Origin of the sequence: Bradyrhizobium sp. 164 (assembly GCF_023073715.1) — a bacterium.
Lineage (GTDB): Bacteria > Pseudomonadota > Alphaproteobacteria > Rhizobiales > Xanthobacteraceae > Bradyrhizobium.
Map to the genome: position 1 here is coordinate 1 of NZ_JADPKA010000091.1, position 26,041 is coordinate 26,041.

The window sequence follows — 26,041 nt, forward strand, 5'->3', positions numbered from 1 at the left end:
GACCAGCTCCGACGACCCGAGCGCTCCCAGCAGAGCACGCCGATCAAAGGGGTCCCTTTTGGATGCCGATAGGGGGTCCCAGTCGAACGCCGATTGACATAGCTCCTCGTTCCGCGGATCTCATCGAGGCCAGCGGCCATGTGCCGCGCGCAAAGGCCGGACATATGACCGCACCGTTCCAATGTGTGAAATCGACTGCAAAAGCTCTTGCCACGCGGGCCGTTCCACATATGGGGGCAAGGTCAACCGGCAAATTCCCGAACGACACATCGCTTCTAGGTTTGCGTCGTTTCATCTCCTCGAGATAAACCGTATAATCGTCCTTCGCCAATATTCTTGTCGGCCTTGCCGTGAAACGCTTCCTGAGCGAATGGTGCCGTAGCTCCATTGTACATGCCCATTCCACCGCTCCGAAGAGCGCGTTCTTCGGCGAGCGTAGCGAACAGCACGCCATGCATCCCCAGATCGACAACAACGGCCTCACCAACTTCGCCTACCCTCGCCAGGGACGAAAACCCAATTGTGCGGTTCAAACGGCCGGGCGCAAGGATCGTCAATTGACTCACGCTCGAACCCGATCGCTCACCTTCCGGGGTTTCTACGACAAGGGTCAGCCGTGACCTAAGTGTGGTCGTCTCGCCGCGAAATGCCCACCAGCCAACCGCTATGATCGCGACTGCGGCCACAAGCATTGCCAAACATCCGTTAGCGCGGCCGCTCATCCTGCCCCCTGCGTTAGTCGACACCACAGCGTAGGAGCATACCAAACGAAAATTGCACGTCTGCAGAACCACGATCTTGAGTAGTGACTGATCATTTACCGTGGTTAAGGATCAGTTGCCGCTAATAGGACGCGCCTGCGCTTTGGTTTGCTTGACCGCTTTTGGCCAGACGGGAAATTGCGGAGAACCGGCCAAATCGACGCGATTGACCCAAATCGGAAGTTGACGGAAAAAAGCTGGATGATACCGGGGGCTTTGAATGGCTGGCGAGGGTGATCAGTATTTCGCGACGACAGGGGCACTCTGGTCGAAGGGGCAAGCTACCGTGAGACGGGGTTGAACGTCGTCAATTCACGTTGCGCAATCCCAACGCTTGATTTTGGCGAGGTCGCGCTGGCGCGCCGCCAATGACTCGATTGTCCAGCAGAACGGGGTGATCCATGCAGCAGCTTGATAGTCCCCGCGATCGCAACGTCGTGTCGAACGGACCATAGAGCTTTGGCGCATTAGCGAGTCGCCGAAATCGCCTGTGACCTCAGCGCGAGAGAGCGCTGAGGTTGGCAGGCACCTGTCGGAGCCGCAGGTGCCGGCCATGCGTGGTGGGCGTCGCCGAACTACATGGCAACTGCCGAGTCTTAGTACGCATTGCTGTAGGTGTACGGGTAATAGCTACACCCATTTCCATACGAGTACCCATATCCATACGGGTAACAGTAGGCGTAGTCGTCATACGGGTAGCCGAATCCGAATCCGAAGCGGCGACGCCCGAAATCGCGATCATGGAATCCACGACCACGAAATTCGCCGCGGCCACGAAATTCCCCGCCATGGAATCCGCCGGCCATCCGGCCGCCACGGAATCCGCCACCGCGGAGGTCGCCGGCCACGCCGCCATGGAAGCCACCGCCACCAAAGCCGCCGCCATGGAAACCGCCACCACCGAAGCCACCGCCATGGAAACCGCCACCACCGAAGCCACCGCCATGGAAACCGCCACCACCGAAGCCACCGCCATGGCCTCCGCCGATACCACCTCCGCCACCGCCGTGGCCTCCGCCTCCTCCTCCTCCGCCGCCGCCGCCACCGCCGCGAGCCAACGCCATCGTCGGCGCAGCCAGGCCAACAGATGCAACGGCCAATAACGCGATTGCTGTCTTACGCAACATGATCATCCTCCTTGAGGACTATCGCTCCCAACCTCAACACCCATCGGAGGTGGCAATCGATCGAGAGAGACGCTACTGGCTTCGACATCACTGTTGCTCAACTCCGCGCGAGCGCCTGATCAAATTCAAACTCAGAAAGTAAATTCAAATTCAGAAAGCGCGTCGCGCGCGTTGCTCGATTCAAGCGATTCCACAGTTGCAGATGTAACTTGATCCTGGAATTTCGTAACAAAAAAGCTGCCGAGTTGCGCCACGTGACTTCGATCTCGCGCTCCAACTTCGCGAAGGTCTATGTGACAGGTGGTCCATGCAGCAGCTTGAATGTCCCCGCGATCGCAGCGTCGTGTCGAACGTTGCTAAGGAGGTGATGCGGAACCGGCAAAACCGGGCAACCGGCACTTCCGAGATTACCCCCAAGGCCGACGCAAGGCCCTATCCGCCTTCTCTGCGGTGCGATACCATTAGCGTAGACCTTCTTGCTGCGATGCACGACTCCGGTTTTGGCCCATCGCGTCAGTTTGCGGCACCGCTCGAACTCGGGCGCAAACGGAGCCTTGAGGACGTTTGCCGTCCATTCTGACGGACTACCTTCGGCGCGATTGACCCACTCGGACATTGCGCGCTATCCGCCCGAGGGCTACTGCTGGTCCGATTCTAACATTCCCGTCGCTTCATGGCTCCTAGAGCTTCAAGCCGTCGCTATACCGGCAAACAGGTTCTTCTTGATGATCGCATGGATGCCCCAATTGCCATCGACCACCTGCGTGACGCCGAAGTCGACTCCGATGGACATGAGCGAAATCGCCTCGTCCTCGGTCAATCCCTTGGTGGTCATCAGGAAGCTACGCATTTTACGAAACGCATCCCTTAGCGCGAGATCGATCGAGGATTTCTTGTAGATGTCCTGCTGCGCCGTAGGGCCGAGCTCCGCGAGATAATTGGGGAAGCTGAATCCGTGCAGAACCCATTCGTCCTGCGTCTCAAGCAGCGGGTAATTCAGCCCGGCGAGCGAACCGCTCAGTGAATTCTGCTTGTGCAGGATAAGCTGGAAGGTCCCGGTCAGCGACATTTCGATGGCGGTGCCGCACAATTCTGAATCGCCTTGCGCGGCGTGCGAGTCGCCGACTGAGAACAAGCCGCCTGGCACTGCAACCGGATAGTACAGGGTCGCGCCCTTGCCGATACGCCAATTATCGATGTTGCCGCCGAAATAGCTCGGCGGAATAGAATCGACGATGTCGGCTTCTTTTGGCGCCAGGCCCATCACTCCGAAATGCGGTCGGATCGGGATGCGGACGTTTTTGAGGATGTTGTGGTTCTCTTGCACGATCGAATGGTCGACCGGCACGCCGGGATAATCGATGATCTTGTGGACGACACCATACGGATCGGTCTGAGGCACCCAGCGGAAGTTGTAGACCGCGTGTGCCCAGTTTTGCTGCCCGCTGGCGTCGATTTCGTAGATCGTGCACACCTCGCGCGGCTTCGGTTCAGTGAGCAGATCATTGTAATGAAAGCCCCACCAAGCCGCCGCGTTGCTGCCGAATGACTTGCCCGGGTAGGCCGGGTTAGCGCAAGGCCGGGGCTTTACATCCATGATGCGGACTTCAATGATATCGCCCGGCTCGGCCCCGCGAACAAAAACCGGACCGGTCAAGATATGCACGCCGAAGCCTTCGCCTGCGCCGCGCCCGAGCTGCTTGCCGTCGATCGGGCCGGCGCCACGGCGATTGACGCCTTTCTTATCCTTGCTCCAAAGATAAATGCTCTCAATACCCGGATCGCCTTTGACCATACGTTCGACGTCGTCGCCGGCGTGGTGGGTCACGGCCTCGATGGTGATGTAATCGCCCGAATCCACTTCGAGCTGAGGCTTTAATAGTTTGCTGAAATAGCCCCAATGCACCGTGTCCGAGTTGGCCGGCAAGTAGTGGTAGGTCGGCTGGCCAGGCTTGGTCTGCGCCGATGCCGGAGTGGCCAGCGTGCCGCTTGCAGCCCATGCGGCTGCGCCACCGCCCGCGACGAATGCGCTCTTAACGAATGCGCGCCGCTCTTGGTCGAGGTCCTCAAGGAGCTTCTGTCGATGCAGCTCAAATCGCGGGCACGTTTGATCATCGCCTGCACACATGATGGTGACTCCTCTCTGACAAATTAGCCGGCAGGAGGTGGCTTGGTGACGCGCAAGAATTGAGCCTCAAGCCAAACTCGCCTCGCTTCGCCCACGCATAAAATTCAATGCTCAAATTTGCTTCACGGCAAGCGATGTAATCCGGCAGTCACACTGTCCAAACGCCACATCACTTGTCAAATGAGGTGTCTCGGCGCGGCCGACGACCTGGGGCTGCCGCGCACGGCGTGACAGGCGCGATTGAGCTGGCGCGTGGTCATCGGCTGCACCGGATCGCGGCCCGGGAACAACCAGCCCTGCGGGCGCGCCGCCTTCCAACAGGTCCGGAGCAGATCGAGCAGGTGTGGTGAGAGCATAACGTTACGGTCCTTGCCGCCATTGCCCTGCTCGAGGCGGATGATCATCCGCTTGCTGTCGATGTCGGCGACCTTGAGCGAGACCACCTCGGCGGCGCGCAGGCCGGCACCACCATAGGCCACGCTCAGCGCCGCCTTGTACTTCAGCCCCGGCGCGGCATCGAGCAGCCGCGCCACTTCCTCGGGGCAGAGCACCACCGGCAGCTTGCGTGGCTCGTGAATGACATGGGTGTGCTCGACGATCTCGTGGCGCTTCAGCGTGACCTTAAAGAAGAACCGCAGCGTCGAAACGGTTTGATTGATGGTCGGCACACCAACGCCGCTCGCCGCCAGATGCAGCTGGTAGCGGCGCACGTCCTCGAAGCTCGCCGTATCCGGGGATCGCCCGAGAACGGCGAAGTTCTTGACCCTTTGCACATAGTCGTGTTGGGTCTTCGGCGCGAACTTGCGGATCGTCATGTCTTCGATCATGCGCCGGCGCAACGGGCTCATAGCCTCGTCGGTCATGGGGATGCTCCTGTCTTGGGTGAAGGTTGCGAACCCCTCATCTCAAGACAGGACGCCCCGTTGCGCTATCCTCTGGGCTCAATCGCCCGCCGCAGCGCGCTACCGCGCGAGCGGTTTAGTCCTCCGACCATTAATGGACATTAGAGGCAACTTACCAGCCAGCTGCAGTCATGTTATGATAGCTGAAGAACCGCCTGACGCACTACCGCCTGACGCACTGCGGTCATTCGCTTACCGGTCATCGGTCGAGTCCTCCCGTTGCGCTCAAACGGTCGACGTGAATCGTGAACCTCTTGGGGAGCGCACGATCCGCCAGTGTTTTGGGACAGCAAGGCCTCTCAGAGAGTCCTTGAGGCCATGGAGCAAACGCAACGCCATCTATTTATCCCTGAGCGATCTTGCTCCCTCGCATACGCGGACAGACCGATACCGATCGGACTCGGGCAGACCATATCGCAGCCGTACATCGTGGCCTTGATGACCCAGTTGGTCGAGGTCGCGCCCGATCACGTTGTGCTCGAAGTCGGTACGGGTTCCGGCTATCAGGCCGCCATCCTTGCGCACCTGGCGCGAAAGGTCTGCACCATCGAGATTATCCCCCAACTGGCCGAGGCCGCCGCAAAAGCACTAAGAGACCTCGCGTATGACAATGTGAGCGTCAGACTTGGCGACGGCTATGATGGCTGGCCCGAATGCGGTCCTTTTGACGCCATCGTCGTGACTGCCGCGCTCGGGCAGCCACCGCCGCCGCTGATTGAGCAGCTTAAAATGGGTGGCCGACTCGTCATGCCTGTGGGATCCGGTTACACCACTCAGCAGCTCACGGTCGTCGAAAAAATCGCGCCCGGCAAGACGACGACGCGCGCGGTCGCCCTCGTGCGCTTTGTTCCCTTTACGCGTTCACAAAACTGAAAGCTCCCAACGGTCCAGTTCTTGCGGAGCAGGACTTTGGGGCCGTCTAGGTCGACGCCTTGCGCACTTTTGGAAGGCAGCAATTGGCCCATTAGGGACATGCCGCGCACGGCGACGATGTCTGTTTATATGGGTAGAGCGGAAGTCGTCGGTGCGCGGGCAAACTGACGCGAATGATCCGAAGCGGGAAAGAGCAGCACCGTTGACCCAACACGTCGAGCTTTCCGCCGACGCTAACGTGTCGCAGCCACAGACATTGCAGTCGCCTTGCGGAAAGGACGGAAACGTCTGAAATTCAGGGGTCTCTTTGAATCCTGTTCCCGCGCCCCGTTGAAGTCGCGGATCCGGCAGATTGTTTTCCTCCGCCCGATTTTGGAGCCCATTATGGCGACATTCACGCGATCTCAAAATCTACTGGGTTCCGTTGGCGCCGCCGCGCTCGGCGGAGTTGCGCTGGCGGCGCTGCTGGCCGGGAGCGGCTTTATCCTCGTGGACGCGCGAGCAACCGCCGTGGACATATCGCTGCCGCTCGTCGGCCCCGATGTTCCCATCTGCCGCGCGCCGGCCGCGACCGGCTCGCCAAACATGATGTTTCGCCTGGCTCAGACGGAAGTGCCACGCGCCGAGATGAGTGCCGCCAGCCCCGCGCTGGCATTCACGGACACCGAGCCGCCGCTGTGGACCGACATTGGCTCTACCACCTGGAAGATCACGACCGCGAACGAGCGCGCGCAGGCTTATTTCGATCAGGGCCTGCGTCTTTCCTACGCATTCAATCACGATGAGGCGCGGCGCGCGTTCCGCATGGCGCAAAAACTCGACCCTGACTGCGCCATGTGTTTTTGGGGCGAGGCGCTGGTGCTCGGTCCCAACATCAATCTTCCGATGCCGGAAGACGCGGCCGCGCCTGCCTACGCTGCCGCGCAGAAGGCGAAGGCGCTTGCCGGGAAGGCGAGCCCACGCGAGCAGGCGCTGATCGGTGCTCTGGTGGCGCGCTACGGCAGCGATCCGAAGGCCGCGCGCGCCCCGTTCGACGCGGCCTACGCGGCCGAAATGGCAAAGGTAGCAAAGCAGTTTGCGGAGGACGACGAAATCGCCACGCTCTATGCCGAGGCGGTGATGGATATCAGCCCCTGGGACTACTGGAAGCCGGGTGGCCGTGACGCCAAGCCGCAAAGCGCGCCGATCGTGCCGACGCTGGAGCGTGTGCTGGCTCGCAATCCCAATCATGCCGGTGCAATTCACCTCTACATCCATGCCGTCGAGGCGTCCGACCGGCCGAAGCGCGCCGAGCCTTATGCCGATCGGTTGCGCGGCGCGATCCCCGGTGCCGGCCACCTCGTCCACATGCCGAGCCACATTTACTATCGGGTTGGCCGGTATCTCGACGCGCTGGAAGACAACAAGACGGCGGTCAAGGTCGATGAAAAATACCTGGCCGAGACCAACGCGCCGATGGGAGTCTACCGGCTCGGTTATTATCCGCATAACGTGCACTTCGTGATGGCTTCGGCGCAGATGGCCGGCGACGGCCCGACCGTGATCGCCGCCGCGCAGAAGCTCGGTCAGCTTATTCCCAGCGAGGCTGCCAAGGGCATTGCGATGGTGCAGCCGGTCAAGGCGGCGCCTTACTTCGCGCACGCGCAGTTCAGCACGCCCGAGACCATTCTGGCGCTGCCGGATCCCGGCGATGCGATTCCCTATGTCAAGGCAATGTGGCTCTACGCGCGCGGCGTCGCGCTGGTGGCAAACCGTGACTTCGCGGGCGCTACTGCCGCGGCGAGCGCCATCGAGACGATCGAGCGCACCGCGGAGTTCAAGCTACTGAAGGATTCAGGCGTCCCGGCGCAGGAGGTGCTCCGCATCGCGCGCACAGTCATCCTCGCACGCGTAGCTCAAAACAAGGGCGACCATCGCACCGCCATCATCCGGTTCGAGCGGGCGGCGGCATTGCAGGACGCATTGGCCTACACCGAGCCACCCTATTGGTATTATCCGATCCGGCAGTCGCTTGCCGCCGCCCTGCTGCAGGCCGGCCGTTACGCCGAGGCGGAGCGGCAATTCCAGCGCGCGCTCAGCCGGGCGCCCGCCAATGGCTGGTCGTATTACGGGCTGGCGGAGCTGCACAAGTCGCGCGGCGATGCTACCGCGGCCCGCAAGGCCCAGGCTGATCTTGCCAGAACTTGGATCGGTGACCGCAAGCTGTTGCAGATTTCGAATCTCTGAAGCGTGCGACTGATTCGTGCCGCCTCCGTTCCTGGGCACTTTTCGGACATCTCGAAGATGGGCAGATGTCCGTTCTCGTAGGTAAAGCGGACGAAGCCGCATCGACTAGCCGATCTCGCCTTTTGACCCTGAGCCGCCATTCACAGGCAGCACGCCACTGCTTAAACCGGCGCGGTTCAGGTCTCCGCAACGTTCGGCGATCAGCCATCCGTCGATGCCTCCGGGCAGCTTGACGTCCGTGATGAGAACGTCGGCGATAAAACGGCCTTTGGAGAGACTCAACGCGCGGAGGGCTGATTTTTCTCAAACTGACACCGTTGAGCATAGGTCTAGAAGATCGCTAGCTAGACGTTTGTTGATTGGAGTTGCTACCTAAAATCATCTCGACATCGCAGAGCGCGCCATTGATCTCGGTTTATGCGGAACCCCAATAATCCACGGGTTTGGAACGCCACATCACAATGCCTGTTGACCTGCAGAAATGAAGTCGCACCCCCATTTTCTTGGAGCGTCAGATGAGTAAACGCAAACCGGCGACAGCGCCGAAGCGCGCCCGCAATCCGAAATTGGCCGCGCGGGCTCAACCGAACAAGCAAGCCATTGTTCGAAGCCAGAAAGAGGATTTACTTCGCTCTGTTGCGGCAGTCCCGATTGAGACGCCTCTTGGGCTTCATGATGATCCTAAAGAGCCTCGGCTGGATGCCTTACCCGATGACCTCAGTCAGAGAATGACGGGTCGCGATCCAATGAAAGGCTTTGCTTTAGTGACGGCAAACATGCAGGCGTATGAAGCGAAGCTTCTTGAAATTGCCGGGGCCAACGCGCAATTAGCTTTTGAATTCGGCCTCAGACTTGCGTCGATCAGGTCACCAACTGAATTTTTCGGCGTCATTACGGAGTTTACAAACAGGCGGTTCGATATGTTCGGGCAGCATTCGAAAGAACTGGCGGCATATCCGTTCTGGCGCATCAATCCGCCCCGAGAGCTCACGGCTCTGCCGGGACGATAACTGGCGGCAAAGGATGGTCGCAAACGCGGATCACGCACGCGCCGATCACGGTTGGTTGCTGTCGGCTTGGGAGCGCGGCTCACAACGACGGAGTGGAATCAGTGCTTGCCATCGCGAATAAGTTGACACCATGTCCACAACTGAAACCGTGCTGCTGATCGTTTTGGCCGGACTTGTCGTTCTGATCCTCGCCAACATCGCGTTTCAGGTGGCAGCGGAGCGAAACAATCCCCCGATCGGCGTCTTTACCGATTGCGACGGTGTGTACCTCCACCATATCGAACGGGGCGATGCCGCCGCGCCTTGCGTGGTCCTGTTTCACGGAAATGGCACCATGGTTCAGGATCTCGTCCTAAGCGGTTTGGTCGACCGCCTGGCCCAGAATTATCGCGTCGTTTGCTTCGACCGTCCAGGGTTTGGCTACAGCCACCGTCCGCGCACACGCATCTGGACGGCCACAACGCAAGCCGCCTTGTTCGCGAAGGCTCTTGATCAGCTTGGCGTGCGCAACCCCGTGGTACTTGGCCACTCCTGGGGAACGCTGGTGGCGATCGCTCTGGCGCTGCGAAGCGGTTATGCCGTGAGTGGGCTGGTGCTTGTGTCCGGCTACTATTTTCCAACCGCTCGGCCGGACTTTTGGCTCATGTCAGTTCCGGCACTGCCGCTGCTCGGCGATCTGATGCGCTACACTATCTCGCCGATCATATCGTGCGCCATTATGCCGAAGCTGATGCGCACCGTGTTCGCGCCGCGCGCCATCCCGCCGGAATTCAAGAACGAATTTCCGATCTCGTTGGCTCTCCGACCCAAGCAGTTGAGGGCGGCCGCCGAGGAGAGTGCGTTCCTTATTCCAGCTGCTGCGCAGTTGCGGCTTCAATATCGGGATATCCGGTGTCCGGTTAGGATCGTGCATGGAAAGGCTGACCGGCTCATCGAGGCCGACCAGTCGCGCCGCCTCCACGCGGTGTTGCCCCGCTCCTTGCTTCATCTGGTCGAGGATGCCGGTCACATGGTTACCTATGCAGATGCGGCGGGAATAGCGGATGCCGTGGCGGCGCTGGCGCCCACCGCACCGGTGAGGACCGCATAGGCTTTCTTGTTGCATTGCGGGCGTCCGCGGCGTCCGGTTTGTGGGCTAGACGAGACCAACCTAATGGGCGGAGCAAAGTCGCGCTTTGACCCGTTGCAGACTAAAGCCAGGTGCGTAGACTGAATCCCCATGCGGCAGCAAATCGGTTACATCGCCCTTCTTGTTCGCGACTACGACGAAGCCATTTCCTATTTCACCCGACGCCTCGGCTTTGACTTGGTTGAGGACACTAACCTCGGCAACGACAAAAGGTGGGTTCTAATCGCTCCATCGGGCTCTCAAGAAACCCGCATCCTGCTGGCGAAAGCGGTTACAGCTGGTCAAACGCAACACATTGGTGATCAAGCTGGAGGCCGCGTGTTCCTCTTCTTGCACACAGACGATTTCTGGCGCGACTACGAAGCCTATCGCTCAAGGCGTACTGTTTCGGGAGGAACCTCGCGTCGAGTCGTACGGAATCGTTGCGGTCTTTGATGATCTCTACGGAAATCGATGGGATCTATTGCAGCTGACGCGATAGTTCTTACGAATCCTATGTGAACAGCCGCATCTCCGTTGCTATACCACGGCAGCTATTGACCCGTTGCCGAAGAGGGCCTTCACCATCGACAAGTTGGCTCGCCGGGATAGACCAGACGCTGCTCGGCTCGGTCCTGCACCGTGCAGTGTTGCGGCGCATATATCGAAACCAGCCAAATGAAGAGACGGACGGCCGCCATAAAGGCAATCATCCCCCACATAGCGAGCCATTTTGGAGCGTACCAAGTTGGCTCGCCGTTGGGACCCTATTGCATAGCAACGCGCTCGCTTACGATATGCCGGCCAAATAGCGGTTTAACCCGACGACCACCGCGACAGCGAAGAAGACGTAGTCCGCTGTACCATGCTTTCCGCATTCCAAACACCAGCCGAGACTATCCAAAGAGGGAGAAGCAATCCATTCTTGTTTAGATGGAGCCGGTCGCTTGTTTAGATGGAGCCGGTCGCGTCTACTTCTTTATGGTTGCTGCTAGATTGACCGGACGCGATGACCGCTTCTGGTTCAGGCGGGTTCGTCGGCGCAAGATTGCCGCAATGCAGCGTGGCCGCTTCCCAATCCATCTCCGGTCCCATTTGACTTGCAGGTGGTGCTGTTCGCATCTCCTGCGCATCCCTATGTCTGATATAATTGATCTCTGCCGGGTTCATCCAAAAAAGGCCCGCATGAAAAATTGATCCCCGGAGGAGTACTGCCGTCGAAATGGCCGCGGGCCGGCGGTTTTACTCAATGAGCAATCATCCACAGGGGAAACGCCATGAAACGTCGTCAATTTCTAAGTACGGCAGGTGCCGGCCTCGCCGCGTCTGCCGCCGTTGTTGCGCCAGCCATCGCCCAGTCGATGCCTGAATTAAAGTGGCGCTGCACCACGAGTTGGCCGAAGTCGCTGGATGTGCCTTTCAGTGCATCAGAGACGATCGCGAAATATGTTGCGGAAGCTACCGACAACAAGTTTCAAATTCAGCCCTTCGCAGGCGGCGAGATCGTGCCTGCCTTGCAGGCTGTCGATGCAGTAAGCAACGCAACCGTCGAAATGTGCCACACCGCCGCCTATTATTTCATCGGCAAGGATCCGACCTTCGCACTCTATTGCTCGGTACCGTTCGGCCTGAACTCGCGCCAGCAGACTGCATGGTTTCAGGATCACGGCGGTCAGGACATGCTCAACGAGTTCGGCAAGAAGTACAACATATACGGTATTGCGGGCGGCAATACCGGCACTCAGATGGGCGGCTGGTTCCGCAAGGAGATCAACAGCGTCGAAGATCTCAGCGGATTGAAGATGCGGATCGGCGGTTGGGCGGGCAAGACCCTTTCAAAGCTCGGCGTGGTTCCGCAGCAGATCGCAGGCGGCGACATCTATCCCGCATTGGAAAAAGGCACGATCGACGCAACCGAATGGGTCGGTCCCTATGACGACGAAAGGCTCGGCTTCTACAAGGTCGCAAGGTACTACTATTATCCGGGCTGGTGGGAAGGTGGCACGGCGCTGCATTTCTTCATCAACCTGGACAAGTGGAACGCCCTGCCAAAGGCTTACAAGTCGCTCCTCGCTCTGGCCTGCGGCTATGCCAACATGGACGTTCAGGCGCGCTATGATGCGCGCAATCCGGCGGCCATCAAACGGCTCGTCGCCAACGGGACTCTTCTGCGTCCGTTCAGCCAGGCGGTGATGGAAGCGTGCCTAAAGGCTTCGAACGAGGTCAATGCGGAAACCTCCGCGTCCAGCCCTGATTTCAAGAAGATCTACGATTCGCAAGTGGACTTTCGAAACGACGAGAATCTCTGGTGGCAGATCGCGGAGTATTCATATGAAACATTCATGATCCGCATGCGTTCGAAGGGCTGAGCGAGCCGCGCCGGCCCTTCGGGATACTCTTATCAGCTTCAGCCGGAAGGAAGCCGGCCGTCGCGGCCCGATGGCGGGCCGACGGACAGCATTCGTGCTGACCGCGTCGATGATGGCACGCTTCAAGAACTCGGTTGTCTTCTGCGGTCAGCAGCAGATCGCTCTTCGGATTGAAGTGGTCTTGTCTTGAAAGTTCGTCACGTTAGTCGGATACTTGATAGGATCCCTTGGGCCATTATCAATCCGAGGAGGACGACCATGGCGATTCAGATCGTGATGGACCGCACCGGCGACAGCCATCACCCTTTCAACCCCCGCGACCTGCAGGAAGTGGCGAAGGCGGAGCAGCGGTTCTATGAGCTGACGAATGCCGGCTTCACCGCCGCGGTCCGGACGGGTCCCGGTCAGATCTCGCAGATCCGATCGTTCGACGCCAGTGCGGATGAAACCCTCTTTTTCCCCAGATTGATCGGCGGCTAGCCGCTCATGTTCGGCTTTCGGCCGTCGGCGTCGGGCGTCCGGTCCCGCACGAGAGCGGCGCGAATGCTCTTCATCAGGCACGGCGCCGAGCGCACACCAGAGGGGCGGTCGCTGCTGCTCTTGCGGCGTTGGCTATCGCCCGCGCAGCGGGAGCAGTTCGCAAGGAGGGGCTACTTCGAGGTTGTCGGAAGCGAAAGTGGGAAGCGGTACCGGATCCACGCCGGGACATCGGTGAACGTGTGCGAGATTGACGATAGAGGCCGCGTGCGGGAGGGGCTGTGCTTCATGCCGATCGGCGCGCTGCCGATCGGAGATGTCATGCTTGCCCAGAAGATTGCGTTGGAAACATCCGAGGGCAAGGCGCGCGCCGTGGCCAGGAGGTTCACGCCGAGCACTTTCCAGTTCAGACAAGCCCGACCTCTCGGTTGAGGCCACGTACCTCGTCGCACCGCTGCACCAACTTCAACTCGGCACTTGAGAGCTGGCCCGTTCGCTTGTCGTTGGCGTTGCTGGACCGCTGGGCTTGCACACGTTGATGGGCGAGAGACGGCAAGATCAGATAGCAACATGATTACGTGTATCTCGAACCATCATTGCCCCTTGCAAACTGATTGCACGCAAGACTTGAGCCGTGGTCCTTGAGCGGGAGTTGGCTGTAACCATCGCCGCCTTCTAGTCCAAAGGCGCAGGTCCGGCCGGCGTCCCTGTTGTCGGCTCATCGAGGTAGACCGGAAGAAACCGGGGGAGCCGCCGACCGGCGCTCATGACCCATCTGAGACATTAGGCGTTGGACCTAGAACAGCGTAGCGTCCACATGCGGTCGAACGCTCAGTTCATATTTGCTTGTGGAGGTTACATGAGGACGGTTTCTTTCGCGGCAGTGGGCATCTTGGCCGGTATAATGCTGTCGTCGGCTGCGACCGCAGCTGAGTTGAGGGTTCTGGCTGGCGGCGCCATGACAGCGGTGTGGGCAGGTCTCAAGCCGAAGTTCGAGCAAACCTCAGGCCACAAGCTTGATATCTTCTTCGGCACCACCTCGAACTTGATAAAGGAAGCGACTTCCGGCAAGCCGTTCGATGTGGGCGTCGTGCCGGTCGAGGTGATGAGGGACGCCGGCGCGCAATCACACTTCGCAGCCGGGCCGACGCTGGACATAGCTCGTGTCGGCCTCGGTGTCGCGGTTCGCGCCGGTGCGCCGAAGCCCAACATCTCCACGCCCGAGGCGTTAAAGGCTGCCTTGCTCAAGGCGGAATCGGTCGCCTCGATTCCGGAAAGCGCAACTGGCTATTTCAATCGCGAAAGTATTCGAGCGTCTCGGCATCACCGAACCGATGAAAGGCAAGATGAAACCGCAGCCGACGCCGGCACAGGTCGTTGCTGTGGTCGCCAAGGGCGAGGCTGAACTCGCGCTGTTCCTGATGAACGTCTTGACGGCGCCGGGCCTCGACGTGGTTGGCCCGTTCCCCGCTGATTTGCAGCAGGATGTCGTATTCACGGCCGCGCTCGGTGCAGGCACGAAGGATGCCGCTGCCGCGAAGGCGCTCGTGGACTACCTGAAAACGCCGGACGCCATATCGGTGATCAAGAGCAAAGGTATGACGCCGGGCTGAAGCAATCAGCTGCGTCGTGGCGCAATGATTTCCATTCTGCCAAAGCGGATTGGCGCATGTCGGCTAATGCGATTGCGATTCTCACGGTGAAAAACCGGACTCCTGGCCCGTTGGCACAATTATTCATTGAACATGCGAGAGCTGTAGCAAAATCGTTGACGACGTGATCTGAGTGCCCGCTCTGTTCAACGATTGTCGACGCCTCTTGAGTTCGTGATGTCCGCTTCGCGTCAGCCTTTATCCCGTTATGGAGGTCCCCTGTTGGCCCATCGCTTCACTCAGTGCGATGCAGCGGCACTTCCGGAGTTTGGGGTAGACCGGAAGTGGCTGGCAGACGGCCAAACCGACGCGATTGACCCAAAGCGGCCGGACTGAATCGTCGGCATTGCGAGAGACTTGTAGCTGGCCTCGGCCCTGCTTCCGTGGGCGCGTCCTAATTAGGTCGGCGGCCCCGCCCCGCGTTACGGATCGAGCGAAGCAAGATAGGCTACGATCGCCAGCATGTCGTCCTGGTCGAGGTTGTTGACCACCTGCGCCATCAGCGGGCTCCACTCGCCGCTCCGCGCGCCATGCCCGAAATCGTAGAGCTGGCGAAACATGTAGCTCGGTGAGCGGCCGGCGATGCTCGGCAACGGCCCGAGACCCTTGAGCTCCGGCCCGTGGCACGGGGCGCATGCGACCGTCTTTCCCGACCCGCCTTTCACCAGTGCCTCGCCTTTCGCTATGGTGCCGACCGGCACATAGGCGGTGAAGGTCGAGCGGGGATCGCGGCTCTCGAAACGGTGCAGGTCGTCGGGAATTTCGAGAATGCGTTGCCCAAGCGGCTCACGTTCACCGCCCTCCACCGCTGCCCAGAGGAACGCCGCGATGTAACTTTTCGGCGCGGTATTGCTCTCGACCACCTTGATGCGCTTGCGCGGCTGGAGGCCGGAAAAATAGTCCGCCGCTGCTTCCACTTCCGCATCGGTGATCGGCTTGGAAAGGGCGATCATCAAGCTCGTCGGCAGACGGCCAGCGACGGCGGTGCTGCGCACGCCGCTCTTATAGTCAGCCATTTGTCGGATGATGTAGCTCTTCGGAAGACCTGCGAGGTCAGCGTTTTCCGGACCCCCAGGCCCGTCGGCGCGGTGACAAAACCCGCAGGCGAGCACGTCGGGCTTGCGGCCGTTGGCTACGATGTCCGGCAGCGGCCGATGGTCGCCCGGGTGCCAGATCGGTGCGACGAATCGGTCCCGGAGCTGGCTCCAGGTATACCCGGCCGTGCTGTTCGGCACACGCACAACGTTACCGTCATCGACCGGCGGCTTGTAGTTGGGATTGTTCTCCGGATAAGCCCACCGTGGCGGCGAGTCGCCCGCTGTGGCCGTCGTGATGGATAGCGCCACGCAAACTGTTGCCGACGCAAAGAAAGTTATAGCGATTTTCAGCGCGCCCTCGAACCTGTTCATGATTAGGCCCTCATGCTTCTCAGGCGGTGTTCCGCGGCGGAACACACACGGACGGCACTGCAAAAAGGCGATCAGTGGAGAATGCGATGCCCGCCGAGGGCACATGCTGCTCGTCACAATAGACGGGGACTTCGGCACATCCCGTTGAGCAGCTCCATAGTTACGCTACATCGATCACATGGTGGAGGAAAGAGGCTTGACTGATCTTGGCCCACAGCGTCGGACCTCGACGGTTGCCTTGGTGTCTGCTGCTTGCGGGTAGACCGGACGTGGTCGCGCGCATACTCACTCGACGTTCCTGACCCGGAGCCGTCATTCAGAGGCGCACGGCTTCACGCCACGACTGAAACCAGCGAGATGCCGTCTAAGGCGATTTGGCCAAGAGACCTGCGATGCTCGTATGCAGAATTAACTGCTGGTACTTGGGATCGGGTTCTTCGGCTCGGAGCTGGCCGTGGTCTCTTGAAGTATTGCTCTGGCGGCCTGTAGATCCGGAGTTCCAAAACCCTCGGTGAACTGGCTGTAGAGCGGGGTAAGCAGGTTGTGAGCCTCGCCGCGCCGACCCTGTTCGGTCCACAATCGTGCAAGGCGTGTCGCTGCGCGCAACTCCCACAACTTGGCGCGTTGCTCGCGCGCGGTTGCGGCCGCATGCCCGAACCGTGCTTCCGCGGTGCTCGCATCGGCCTTCGGCAGCCGCAGCATCAGCTCGCCCATCATCCGATGCAGCTCGGCCTCGAACCATCGCTCGCCGGTTTCTTCCACTCGGGCCAGCGCTTCGGTAACAAGATCCAGGCCTTCGTCCACTGCGCCGGACCGGCCGTGGACTTCAGCAAGCAAGCTTCGGAAATAGGGCACCAGGAAGCCCGCTCCGGTGGCCTGCCACATCGCAAGTCCCTCTCGGATCTGCGCGATACCAGCCCCAAAATTCCCAGCCTCGCCCAGCGTCCAACCGCGAATGATGACGCCGGCTCCGAGGAAGTGTGGGGAATCCTGCTCGGCTGCAAGCGCGATCAGCGCATTCGCCCGATCTCGGGCCTCGTCTTGATCCTGGCGGAGCTGCGACAGGATGCAGCCGTAAAGCAGGGCATAGCCGAGGGTGTTGCGGTGGGACAATTCCTTCGCGTCCGTCAGTGCCTCTTCGCTCCTCGCCTTTGCCTGCTCGGGATAGCCGAGGGCGAATAGTCCCCAGGATAGAACGGACAGTCCCGCCACGCTTGGATCCTGCGCGAACAGGAAGGCAAGCGACCGATGGACGGCCCGATCGTAGATAGCGAGCGTCCGCTCCAGATGGGCGCGAGCAGCCACTAACTCGCCGCGAAGCAATTCAGCGGTTCCGACGATGCGGTTGCCAATGGTTTCGGCGGCCGCATCGTTCTGTTCCTGCGCGCGGCGGAGTAAATTCTCGCCTGCAGTTCGACCGGCCTCGAGCTCCGCCCTCACGACGTGAAAAACCCACTCCCCATAGAGAACAGGAAAAAAGTCGCAACGTATCGCCGAGGCGCTCGCACAAATCTCGGGCCCGTGCGTTGGTCCGCCCGACCTCCGGTGCGGCCCAACCCTTCGCAGCCATCAGGGCGACACCGAGGGCGACCTGCAGTTCGAGTTCTCGCCGCCATCGTGCGGCGTCGTCGGCGAGAGCAGGGATCAGCTCAAGCCCTTTGGTCAGTTGCGTGATCGCCTCTGCTGTGGCCGAGCGCGCGATCTCTGATTGTCCCGCCCTCAGCCAATAGTCGATCGCCGGTTCGGCCAGCCCCGCCTCCATGTAATGGTGGGCCAGAAGTTCGGGTTGCGCTTGCACTGTCTCCGGAAGATGCTGCTCGAGCGCGGCGGCGATCCGGGCGTGCAAGCGCTGCCGCTTCGCGCGCACCAGGGTCGCATAGGCGGCGTCCTGCACGAGCGCGTGCTTGAAGTTGTAGGTCGCCTGAGGCGGCTGCCCGCGCCGGAACACCAGGCTCGAGCCGACGAGGTCGTCCAACGCCGCCTGCAGCTCGCTCTCCGGCAGCGCCGTCGTCATCACGAGGAGTTCGTGCGAAAATTCGCGGCCGATTGCGGCCGCGACCTGGGCCACCTCACGCGCCGGGGCCAGCCGGTCGAGCCGGGCCAGCAGCGACTCCTGCAGCGTGGTTGGGATCGCCATCGGCGGCAGTGGCCCCGCGAGCGCGTAGTGATCGCCCTCATCGCGGAGCAGATTCGCCTCCAGCACGGTCCGCGTTAGTTCCTCGACGAACAGGGGCACGCCATCCGTCTTGGCGACGATCTGGTCGAGCACCGCAGGCGGCAGCGCCTTGCCGCCGCTCAGCCGCGCAACCATGGCCGCGCTCTGCCGACGGCTCAAGCGGCTGAGGGTCAGCGCGGTGACATGGGCATAGTGTGTCCAGGGCGGCTCGAACTCGGGCCGGAAGGTGATGAGGACGAGCACGGGGGCGCCTTGCACCCGGTCGACCAAAAGGTCGAGCAGCTCGAGCGAGGTCGGATCTGCCCAGTGCACGTCCTCGTACAGGGCGAGGACGGGCCGGCGCGCTGCGAGGCCGAGCACCTGATTGACCAGCTCCTCGAGCGTTCGCTCCTTCTGCCGATGCGGGCTCATGTCGAGCGGCGGGTAGCGCGCATCCGTCTCGAGCGACAGCAATGCCGCGAGCAGCGGGGCCACCGCGGTGACATCATCGATCGACAGCGCAAGCAGCGCCTCGAGCTTGTCGAGCCTCGTTGCGGCGGGATCGTCCGCGGCGAAGCCCGCCGCCCGCTCCAGCAGGCCGATCACCGGATAGAGCGGGCTGGTTTGATGGTGCGGTGAGCAGTAGTGGCTCAGGGGCGTATGCGGCTCATTCTCAAGTCGCCCGCGCAGCGCCCGCACGAGGCGCGACTTGCCGATGCCAGGCTCGCCCGCCAGCAGCACCACCTGGCCTTCACCCTCCTTGGCTCGCTCCCAGTGCTCGAGCAGCAGGCCGATCTCATTGTCCCGACCGACAAGCGGCGTCAGCCCAGTTCCGTGCAACGCCTCGAACCGGCTCTCGGCGCTGCCTTCGCCGACCACGCGCCACGCCCGCACCGGAACGGGAAAGCCCTTCAAGATCTGCATGCCGAGCTCGGCGAGCTCGAACAGCCCGCCAATGAGCTCCCGGGTGCGAGCGGAGATCACTACGGTGCCCGGCTGGGCCAGGGTTTGCAGCCGCGCCGCGAGGTTCGGCGTGTCGCCGACCACGGTCTCCTCGCGCGCCGCGCCTTCGCCGATCAGCTCGCCGACAACCACCGGGCCGGTGGCGATGCCGACACGGGCCGCGAGCTTCTCGCGATGCGCCGATCCCAGTCCGAGCACCGCCGCGACCGCGGCGAGGCCGGCCCGCACGGCGCGTTCGGCCTCATCCTCGTGAGCGCGCGGATAGCCGAAATAGGCCAGCACACCATCGCCCATGTACTTCGCCACGTGCCCTTCGAACCGCGCGATCGCGCCCGCCACCGCGCTCTGATAGTCTCGCAGGACTTCGGCCATTTCCTCCAGATCGAGCCGTGCTGCGAGCGCGGTTGAGTCGGCCAGATCGACAAACATCACCGTGAGCTGGCGGCGCTCAGCCTGAGGTCCAACCGACGCCGCGGCGGGTGCGGCCGTGACAGGGATAGTCGCCGGAATTGAGCCGGCGCGCAGGGCGGCGACGGCGGCGAGCAGCTTGCGGCGATGGCCGATCGAGGTGACGCCGAGCCCGATCAGATCCTCGGCCGTAAGGTCCATGAGGACCTCGGCGTCGATGTCGTTCTCCCGGAACGCCTGCTCGTACCGTCCCAGCCCCAGATCACGCAGCCACGCCGCGACATCCATGGGCGTCTCCCGGCTCGATCGTCCTCAGAGCGCTAGATGCTCCAGCCTACCTCAAAATGGCACGCGCGGGGCGCGGTGAAACGTCATGAGCTGACTGCGGAGGAAGGGCAGCTTCTGGCCCAGGCCGTGTGAAAATCCGGCAACTTGGGGAGCTCCGGCGCATTTCGGGGCCGCCGAGCTTCCAATTCGGTGGAATCGAGCTCCTGTCATTTCGGTGGCAACCAGGAGCTTCGTGTAGGCGCCGATTTGGTCGCGCAGAGGCCGGCCTCACGCCTGCATCGCCTCCAGCAATCCGCCTACGCCTACAATCATGATCACGCGCTTCATGTTGTAGGCGAGCACGTTGAGCGCCATCTCGGCGGCCACCTTTGGCAGCTTTTTCGTGAGAAAGTGCGTTGCTCCCATCCAACACTTCATCGTGCCGAAACTTCATCGTGCCGAACGGATGCTCCGCTGTCTGACGGCGGACACCCGTTGCATTGGGGTTGTGGTCGAGCCGATCCTGAACTTTTTCCAGAACGGCCTCATGCTCCCAGCGTGAGATGCGGCGCTCGGGACCTGTCGTGCACTGAGCTCTTAGCGTACAGGTCTTGCAGGTGCTTGTCCAATATCGGCGCAGTGTCTTTCCGTCCTCTACGTTCGTATAGTGATAAGTTAGCCGCTCGCTGGCGGGACAGCGATAAACATCATTGGCGGCGACATAGATGAAGTCCTGTTTGCCGAATCGGCCAGCAGCCATGGCGCCCGAAGTCATCGGCTTCGGCAACGTCACCGTGATGTCGGCTTCCTCGCAGGCCCTGATCTCCTCGCCATCGTAATAGCCGCGATCTGCCACGACTTCGATCGTTTCGACAGCCATCTCGTCGCGAGCCTGCCTGGCTATGTTGGCGAGTTGGTGTCGATCGCTGCCCACGTTGGTCACCTCGTGAGCCACGATGAGATGATGCCGCGTATCAACTGCAATCTGCACGTTGTAGCCAACGATCCCGGTGTCCTTGCCACTTGTCGCCATCGAGCGCGCGTCAGGATCAGTCAGCGAGATCTGCTTGTCCTCACTCTCTATCATCTCCGCGTTGATCGCATTGAGCCGGATGATCTCCTCCTTGAGCTTCTTGATCTTGCCCTTTAACCGCTCAACCTTCGCCTCCGGCACCGCGTCGCCATGCCGATCAGCGGTCTCGAGCTGCGAGAGATAGCGGGCGATGCTCTCATCGATCCGCTCAAGACGCCGCTTCATCTTGGCCTCGGTAAAGTTCTTGTCCCGCGCATTGACAGCCTTGGACTTTGACCCGTCAATGGCGACGCTTGCTGCACTGAATAGATCAAGCTTGCGGCACAGTGCGACGAACTCGCGACAGACCTCACGAATGGCCTTGCCATTGTCCTTGCGGAAGTCCGCAATGGTCTTGAAGTCCGGCGCCAGCTGCCCGGTCAACCAGATCATCTCGATATTGCGCTGGCATTCCCGCTCCAGCCGTCGGCTCGACGGCACGCGATTGAGGTAGCCGTAGATGTAGATCTTGAGCATCATGCCGGGATGGTAGCCGGGGCGCCCCGTGTCGAGTGGCTGAACCCGAAGCCGTCGCTGAGCAGCCGCATCGACGGCCACGCGCGCGCGATGAAGGATTCAGTCGTTCGGGCGCAGGGCCGCTTCGGCGAGCTGCATCATCCGCTTCCATCGCTCACTTGTCGGGCCGCCCATTAGCAGGAAGTAGCGGACGATCGCGATCGGCAGCCAGGCCTCCATCGCTTGCTTCAGCGCCGCTACCGGCGTGCCGGACAGCCGGGCGTATTCAGATTGCGCGGCGGCATTGACCGCAAGCGGCCGCTGCGGATTGTCGGTGACGTCGAGGGCAAACTCGGTCAGGCTGATGTGAGTGAACCCATGATCGAGGGCCGCTGGCGCGCGGATTGAAAAGGTCCAGTCGATCAGCCGCGGACCGTCCGCCGTCATGATCACATTTTGGAGGTGTATGTCGCCATGGCACAGCCCGTCCTCCGGCTGCTGCAGGCGGTCGATCAGCGCGAGGATGCCGGAGGCGATGTGCTTGGGCACGACGTCGCCCGAGTGCCTGAATGCGGTGTCCATCCAGCCGCGCAGATGGAAGGCCTCCGCTGGCGGCGACATCCTGTGTACGGATAGGCCGAGGGACGCAAGGATCGCACCCGCCTGAGCGAACGTGACGGCGCCGCTGCGCGTGACTTGCAGCAGTGTCGGTCCGTCGAGACGGCCGAGCACGATGCCGAAGCGTCCATCGAGCGTTCACCTCGCCGAACACCTCCGGCGCTGGCACGCCGGCGGCGAAGACTGCCTCGGTCATCCGCACCTCTTGCTGGATGAGCCGCGGCGGGAAACCTTCCTTGAACAGTTTTACGACCTGACCGGGCGCCCAGACGTGGATGTCCGCTGTGCCGCCCTGGTTGATCTTCTCTCCGAGGGCTCCCCGCATTGCCCGTCCTCCCGCCGGTCGCGACCAAACACCAACGGCGGGCAAAAGAGAACCCTCCCGCGATCTTAGTTGTCAGCCATGATCGTGGCTTGTCCCCGGCCGCAGCGTTTGCCAGAATCGCGAAGCGACGCGCGGTTTGAGACAAGCTCGGTTCTGGCCCGTAGCCGAACAGCGGCAGGGCGTGGCAAGTCGCCTGTCGAGGGTAGACTGGACACGAGAAGGCTCGTGCCCCCGATCGCCGTGCTGAGTTTCTGAGATATGGCGTGCTCCTGTCTTGAACGCCCCTGCCAGCTTCTCGCACTGGCAGGGCCGGAGCACAGCCGGACCAACCGATTAGCGGTCATGTTGCCCTGGGGTCGCTACTGTGAAAAAGTGTGAGCCTTGGAGAATGAGATAGGGCTTCGACACGCCGCGCGATGTACCAGCGGCAGCAGATAGAACATCATCTGATTTCGACCGGGAGGGCAGCGTATGGCCTCAAAGTGTCTTCAGAGAATGCTAGGAATCGCACTATTTGCCCTCGTCGTTGTCCCAGCGGCGACGGCGCAAGGACAAGAAATTAAGGTAACACTCTTAGGGACAGGATGCCCTCCGGCCGTTATGAATCGGTTCGGACCGAGCATCCTCGTCGAAGCGGGTGGACAGAAGTTCATTTTCGATGCAGGCCGCGGCGCCCTTCAGCGGCTCAACCAGATCAAGATTCCCTGGCAGGATGTAAACGGCGTCTTTCTCACCCACCTGCATTCAGACCACGTCGTCGGCTTCCCGGATCTGTGGCTAACCGGTTGGCTTACGCCGGGCCGGGATCGGCCACTGCAGGTCTGGGGACCCAGAGGGACGAAGCGCATGATGTCGCTCCTCGAGCAGGCATTCGAATATGACATCAGGATTCGCCTTTACGATGACCGAGCGGCACCAGACGGCGTAGTCATTCTCGCCGAGGACATCACCGAGGGGCTCGTATATGAGAACAGCGGTGTGAAGATCACCGCGTTCGAAGTGGACCACACGCCGGTGAAGCCCGCGTTTGGTTATCGTATCGACTATTCAGGTCGGTCTGTCGTGCTCTCCGGAGATACCCGCACCTCTGAAAATCTCATCCGACACGCGCAGAATGTTGATCTCTTGATTCACGAGGTCGCCTCGCCTGAGACGTTCCAGCGGGTTGGAGTTCCACCAGCGCGAACGACAAGTGTTGTCGCCCACCATGTCACGCCAGAGCAGGCTGGAGATGTGTTTACGCGGACGACGCCCAAGCTCGCGGTGTATTCACACATCGTGCTGCCGAACGCAACCGAGCAGGATCTGATTCCACCAACGCGGAAGACTTACTCCGGTCCCTTGGAGCTCGGTGAAGATCTGATGGTCATCGACGTCGGCGAGAAGGTTGAAGTCCGAAGACCCGCCAAACCTTGACCCCGGCGTAAAATCCAGCACTGACATGATTGAATCAGCTCGGGCCAATTTGCTGCGCCGCGTGAGTCCGGTTCTCGTCCTTAGCTGTCCTTCGTCTTGAGCGTGTGGACGCCGGCTTTCCGGTCGCAAGCGGAAGAAGGACGGATAGTGTCGGCAAGACGGCTTGTGACCCAACGTGGACTCGGGCTGTCAAGCCTGCGGTTTATTGATAGCTGCAACGCAACGTCGCATGGCGGAGCTTACATCACCGGGATATTGTATCTACCTTGAGATGCAGGGGGTCATCATGCACTTAGCACTCAAAGCCCTTATATCCGGCCTCATTCTCTGGCCTTGGCATTTGGCACCAGCTATCGGAGCTGATGTCAAACAGGTGAGCGTCAACGGCACGCAATTCGCCTATATCGAGGCTGGGCAAGGTGATCCCGTTGTTTTGGTGCACGGCGGACTTCAGGACTATCGTTTTTGGAATGCGCATGTTCCGGTGTTCGCGAAAACCTATCGTGTCATCGCCTATAGCCGGCAGAACCACTTTCCGAACGCAACGAACAAGGATGGTCTCCCTGATGCCGCCGCAGACGTTCACGGCGAGGATTTGGCCGCCATCCTGGCCGGGCTCGGCGTAAAGCGAGCTCATATAGTTGCTCACTCGGCCGGCGCACATGCTGCGCTGTTCTTCGCTTTCAATCACCCTGAAATGGTGCAAACGCTGATCATCAATGAACCCCCGGCCACAGGTTTGCTCGCCGGAGCACCCGGAGGCGCGGAGATCTTGAAGGAATGGAACGTTCGGTTTGCGTCCACACGGGACGCGTTCCGAAATGGCGAGATCGATGCGGGGCTGCGGCTGTTTGCCGAAGCTGTGGGCGGACCCGGCACCTACGACCGGCGGTCCGAGAGCGATCGCAAGATGATGTCGGACAATGCGCTGTCTTCCGTCGCGGACGTGATAAGTACCCGCCCGCGTCCGGTGTTCACCTGTGACATGGCAAAGCGCATTTCGGCGCCCACGCTTGTAACGAATGGTGAGCGCAGTCCCGAGTTCTTCCGGCGCATCGTGGACGAACTGGAACGATGCCTGCCTCAACGAACTCGGGTCAAAATTCCCGACTCATCTCACACCGTTCCGGGAGAAGCCCCGCACGCCTATGACGAAGCCGTAGTTGCCTTCATCGCGAGCCACTAACAAAGTGCGGCTGCTCGTGTGCTCTGAGGTGCCTTAGTCTGGTGACCACCGGAGCGCTCTAGCTCTCTCTTTCGCCCCGTCCACCATTGGTGAAGTGATTGAATGAAGCAGCGCGACTTCCGGTACTGGGCCCATGGCTGACTGTCTGCGCGATAGGCGCGGCGGCCGCTGCCGGACGGTGAACGGACCACCCTGGTGCAGGCTGCCGAGGACAGTCTTTGGACCCGCAGCGGACGCACGGATCAGACGATAAATCCACGATAAAGTAGGTCTGGCATCCTGCACTGTACCAACGAAGCGGAAACCTTTGCGCGTCTATGTTCTGATCAACTGCTGTTTCTCGCCCGTGTCGCCGCTTGCGATCGGGGCGGCATGAGGCGAGTCAGCGCGGCATCCGAGACGACGCGACCATTCCAAATGCCAGCGATGAGCTCGTCCTTACTGACGACGCATTCCCTGTTGCGGGTCAAATACTTCTGAAGGTCGAGCATCTGCGGCATAACAGAGATCGTCTCGGCTCCCTGCCGCAGCTCCGCCGGTTCGTATCCAGCGCAAAATCGGAAAAGGAGCAAAGCAAAAATCGAAACGGAGCAAAGCAAATGCGTCCTCCTACGGCACGATCGCACCTAACGAGCTGGGATGTAAGCAGATGGTAAGAAGAATGGAAGCCGTTTGTAAAGCGCTTCCTATGACCTCGGTTCATCCTCGTGCGCGGCTGAACAGTATGAACTGCTTGCCGATCTCGCGTCACGAGGGAGGGCATCATGAGGCGGATGGTTGCGCTGACGGGGGACGTCGCTGGAGCGACACTCTTGCTCTGTGTCGCATGCGTTCTCGCCTCTGCGAACCGCGCTCACGCTCAATGCTCGGCGCGTGATGTGTTGCATAGGCAGTTGATACTCAAGGCGACGGCCGTCGGCCCGACACGGATGGGTCCAGTGACGTCCGTTTCGGATGTTGCCGGATGGAAAACAATCAGCATCGGAACGTTCCCAGATACGTTCGCTCTAATTACCGCACTGAGAGTGTGACCTTGCCCCCATATGTGGAACGGCCCGCGTGGCAAGAGCTTTTGCAGTCGATTTCACACATTGGAACGGTGCGGTCATATGTCCGGCCTTTGCGCGCGGCAC

The 26,041-nt window shown here is 60.9% G+C and carries 20 protein-coding genes and 2 pseudogenes; 13 read left to right on the top strand and 9 right to left on the bottom strand.

Translation table 11 applies throughout. From position 1 onward, the window contains the following. Window positions 1-275: 275 nt before the first annotated feature. On the bottom strand, window positions 276-692 hold the full coding sequence (locus tag IVB01_RS27255) for a hypothetical protein (RefSeq protein WP_247459047.1): 417 nt from the start codon (window positions 690-692) through the stop codon (window positions 276-278). An 809-nt stretch (window positions 693-1,501) separates the two neighbouring features. On the opposite strand from IVB01_RS27255, the gene IVB01_RS27260 reads away from it, so the two are divergent. After that, window positions 1,502-1,864: a hypothetical protein gene (locus IVB01_RS27260; protein WP_247421136.1), complete on the top strand. Its 363-nt coding sequence runs from the start codon at window positions 1,502-1,504 to the stop codon at window positions 1,862-1,864. Between the two features lie 712 nt (window positions 1,865-2,576). Here IVB01_RS27260 and IVB01_RS27265 read toward each other — a convergent pair. Together IVB01_RS27265 and IVB01_RS27270 are read right to left on the bottom strand one after the other, a co-directional pair. Beyond that, window positions 2,577-4,016, bottom strand: a complete 1,440-nt coding sequence (locus IVB01_RS27265; protein WP_247280293.1) for an acetamidase/formamidase family protein — start codon at window positions 4,014-4,016, stop codon at window positions 2,577-2,579. A 176-nt stretch (window positions 4,017-4,192) separates the two neighbouring features. Next, entirely contained in the window at window positions 4,193-4,843 is a 651-nt protein-coding gene (locus tag IVB01_RS27270; protein ID WP_247495003.1) for a tyrosine-type recombinase/integrase, read from the bottom strand. A 393-nt stretch (window positions 4,844-5,236) separates the two neighbouring features. On the opposite strand from IVB01_RS27270, the gene IVB01_RS27275 reads away from it, so the two are divergent. Further along, on the top strand, window positions 5,237-5,791 hold the full coding sequence (locus IVB01_RS27275) for a protein-L-isoaspartate(D-aspartate) O-methyltransferase (protein WP_247280291.1): 555 nt from the start codon (window positions 5,237-5,239) through the stop codon (window positions 5,789-5,791). 384 nt (window positions 5,792-6,175) lie between these two features. After that, window positions 6,176-8,017: a tetratricopeptide repeat protein gene (locus tag IVB01_RS27280; protein ID WP_247421133.1), complete on the top strand. Its 1,842-nt coding sequence runs from the start codon at window positions 6,176-6,178 to the stop codon at window positions 8,015-8,017. A 105-nt stretch (window positions 8,018-8,122) separates the two neighbouring features. On the opposite strand, the gene IVB01_RS27285 is transcribed toward IVB01_RS27280, so the two are convergent. After that, window positions 8,123-8,299: a hypothetical protein gene (locus IVB01_RS27285; RefSeq protein ID WP_247421129.1), complete on the bottom strand. Its 177-nt coding sequence runs from the start codon at window positions 8,297-8,299 to the stop codon at window positions 8,123-8,125. A gap of 233 nt (window positions 8,300-8,532) precedes the next feature. Between IVB01_RS27285 and IVB01_RS27290 the strand changes: the two genes are divergently transcribed. From IVB01_RS27290 to IVB01_RS35390, 8 genes and pseudogenes are all read left to right on the top strand, one after another. Beyond that, the gene (locus IVB01_RS27290; RefSeq protein WP_247280288.1) at window positions 8,533-9,027 is read left to right on the top strand and encodes a phasin family protein; all 495 of its coding nucleotides are present in this window, start codon (window positions 8,533-8,535) and stop codon (window positions 9,025-9,027) included. Between the two features lie 130 nt (window positions 9,028-9,157). Beyond that, entirely contained in the window at window positions 9,158-10,117 is a 960-nt protein-coding gene (locus tag IVB01_RS27295) for an alpha/beta hydrolase (RefSeq protein WP_247280287.1), read from the top strand. Window positions 10,118-10,246: 129 nt separating this feature from the next. Then, window positions 10,247-10,637, top strand: a pseudogene (locus IVB01_RS27300) (VOC family protein). 775 nt (window positions 10,638-11,412) lie between these two features. Beyond that, the gene (locus IVB01_RS27305; protein ID WP_247421125.1) at window positions 11,413-12,504 is read left to right on the top strand and encodes a TRAP transporter substrate-binding protein; all 1,092 of its coding nucleotides are present in this window, start codon (window positions 11,413-11,415) and stop codon (window positions 12,502-12,504) included. Between the two features lie 258 nt (window positions 12,505-12,762). Further along, window positions 12,763-12,984 (top strand): hypothetical protein, encoded by a 222-nt coding sequence (locus tag IVB01_RS27310; RefSeq protein ID WP_247280285.1) that lies wholly within the window; start codon window positions 12,763-12,765, stop codon window positions 12,982-12,984. A 63-nt stretch (window positions 12,985-13,047) separates the two neighbouring features. Beyond that, window positions 13,048-13,413, top strand: a complete 366-nt coding sequence (locus tag IVB01_RS27315) for a hypothetical protein (protein WP_247280284.1) — start codon at window positions 13,048-13,050, stop codon at window positions 13,411-13,413. Between the two features lie 427 nt (window positions 13,414-13,840). Further along, window positions 13,841-14,386 carry a substrate-binding domain-containing protein gene (locus tag IVB01_RS35385; protein ID WP_253075140.1) on the top strand — a complete coding sequence of 182 codons (546 nt, stop codon included), beginning with the start codon at window positions 13,841-13,843 and terminating at the stop codon, window positions 14,384-14,386. Continuing rightward, the gene (locus IVB01_RS35390; protein ID WP_253075139.1) at window positions 14,328-14,594 is read left to right on the top strand and encodes a substrate-binding domain-containing protein; all 267 of its coding nucleotides are present in this window, start codon (window positions 14,328-14,330) and stop codon (window positions 14,592-14,594) included. The genes IVB01_RS35385 and IVB01_RS35390 overlap by 59 nt, the downstream gene beginning before the upstream one ends. 461 nt (window positions 14,595-15,055) lie before the next feature. On the opposite strand, the gene IVB01_RS27325 is transcribed toward IVB01_RS35390, so the two are convergent. From IVB01_RS27325 to IVB01_RS27345, 5 genes and pseudogenes are all read right to left on the bottom strand, one after another. After that, window positions 15,056-16,042, bottom strand: a complete 987-nt coding sequence (locus tag IVB01_RS27325; RefSeq protein WP_247280283.1) for a c-type cytochrome — start codon at window positions 16,040-16,042, stop codon at window positions 15,056-15,058. Between the two features lie 408 nt (window positions 16,043-16,450). Then, complete coding sequence (locus IVB01_RS27330) at window positions 16,451-17,482, bottom strand: hypothetical protein (RefSeq protein WP_247495004.1); 1,032 nt, start codon at window positions 17,480-17,482, stop codon at window positions 16,451-16,453. Next, the gene (locus tag IVB01_RS27335; protein ID WP_247495005.1) at window positions 17,367-19,856 is read right to left on the bottom strand and encodes an adenylate/guanylate cyclase domain-containing protein; all 2,490 of its coding nucleotides are present in this window, start codon (window positions 19,854-19,856) and stop codon (window positions 17,367-17,369) included. Before IVB01_RS27335 ends, IVB01_RS27330 begins: the two co-directional genes overlap by 116 nt. Window positions 19,857-20,123: 267 nt before the next feature. Next, window positions 20,124-21,417: pseudogene (locus IVB01_RS27340) on the bottom strand (IS1182 family transposase); the annotation flags it as partial. A gap of 66 nt (window positions 21,418-21,483) precedes the next feature. After that, window positions 21,484-22,095 (bottom strand): phosphotransferase, encoded by a 612-nt coding sequence (locus IVB01_RS27345; protein ID WP_247458565.1) that lies wholly within the window; start codon window positions 22,093-22,095, stop codon window positions 21,484-21,486. 811 nt (window positions 22,096-22,906) lie between these two features. Here IVB01_RS27345 and IVB01_RS27350 point away from each other — a divergent pair. Then, window positions 22,907-23,722 carry an MBL fold metallo-hydrolase gene (locus IVB01_RS27350; protein WP_247280280.1) on the top strand — a complete coding sequence of 272 codons (816 nt, stop codon included), beginning with the start codon at window positions 22,907-22,909 and terminating at the stop codon, window positions 23,720-23,722. Window positions 23,723-24,008: 286 nt separating this feature from the next. Then, complete coding sequence (locus IVB01_RS27355; protein WP_247280279.1) at window positions 24,009-24,908, top strand: alpha/beta hydrolase; 900 nt, start codon at window positions 24,009-24,011, stop codon at window positions 24,906-24,908. Window positions 24,909-26,041 lie beyond the last annotated feature (1,133 nt).

Coding starts and splice junctions, on each gene's coding strand:
- IVB01_RS27255 (WP_247459047.1), bottom strand. CDS start 692: ATGCTTGTGGCCGCAGTCGCGATCATAGCGGTTGGCTGGTGGGCATTT.
- IVB01_RS27260 (WP_247421136.1), top strand. CDS start 1,502: ATGGAATCCACGACCACGAAATTCGCCGCGGCCACGAAATTCCCCGCC.
- IVB01_RS27265 (WP_247280293.1), bottom strand. CDS start 4,016: ATGTGTGCAGGCGATGATCAAACGTGCCCGCGATTTGAGCTGCATCGA.
- IVB01_RS27270 (WP_247495003.1), bottom strand. CDS start 4,843: ATGATCGAAGACATGACGATCCGCAAGTTCGCGCCGAAGACCCAACAC.
- IVB01_RS27275 (WP_247280291.1), top strand. CDS start 5,237: ATGGAGCAAACGCAACGCCATCTATTTATCCCTGAGCGATCTTGCTCC.
- IVB01_RS27280 (WP_247421133.1), top strand. CDS start 6,176: ATGGCGACATTCACGCGATCTCAAAATCTACTGGGTTCCGTTGGCGCC.
- IVB01_RS27290 (WP_247280288.1), top strand. CDS start 8,533: ATGAGTAAACGCAAACCGGCGACAGCGCCGAAGCGCGCCCGCAATCCG.
- IVB01_RS27295 (WP_247280287.1), top strand. CDS start 9,158: ATGTCCACAACTGAAACCGTGCTGCTGATCGTTTTGGCCGGACTTGTC.
- IVB01_RS27305 (WP_247421125.1), top strand. CDS start 11,413: ATGAAACGTCGTCAATTTCTAAGTACGGCAGGTGCCGGCCTCGCCGCG.
- IVB01_RS27310 (WP_247280285.1), top strand. CDS start 12,763: ATGGCGATTCAGATCGTGATGGACCGCACCGGCGACAGCCATCACCCT.
- IVB01_RS27315 (WP_247280284.1), top strand. CDS start 13,048: ATGCTCTTCATCAGGCACGGCGCCGAGCGCACACCAGAGGGGCGGTCG.
- IVB01_RS35385 (WP_253075140.1), top strand. CDS start 13,841: ATGAGGACGGTTTCTTTCGCGGCAGTGGGCATCTTGGCCGGTATAATG.
- IVB01_RS35390 (WP_253075139.1), top strand. CDS start 14,328: ATGAAACCGCAGCCGACGCCGGCACAGGTCGTTGCTGTGGTCGCCAAG.
- IVB01_RS27325 (WP_247280283.1), bottom strand. CDS start 16,042: ATGAACAGGTTCGAGGGCGCGCTGAAAATCGCTATAACTTTCTTTGCG.
- IVB01_RS27335 (WP_247495005.1), bottom strand. CDS start 19,856: ATGGATGTCGCGGCGTGGCTGCGTGATCTGGGGCTGGGACGGTACGAG.
- IVB01_RS27350 (WP_247280280.1), top strand. CDS start 22,907: ATGAATCGGTTCGGACCGAGCATCCTCGTCGAAGCGGGTGGACAGAAG.
- IVB01_RS27355 (WP_247280279.1), top strand. CDS start 24,009: ATGCACTTAGCACTCAAAGCCCTTATATCCGGCCTCATTCTCTGGCCT.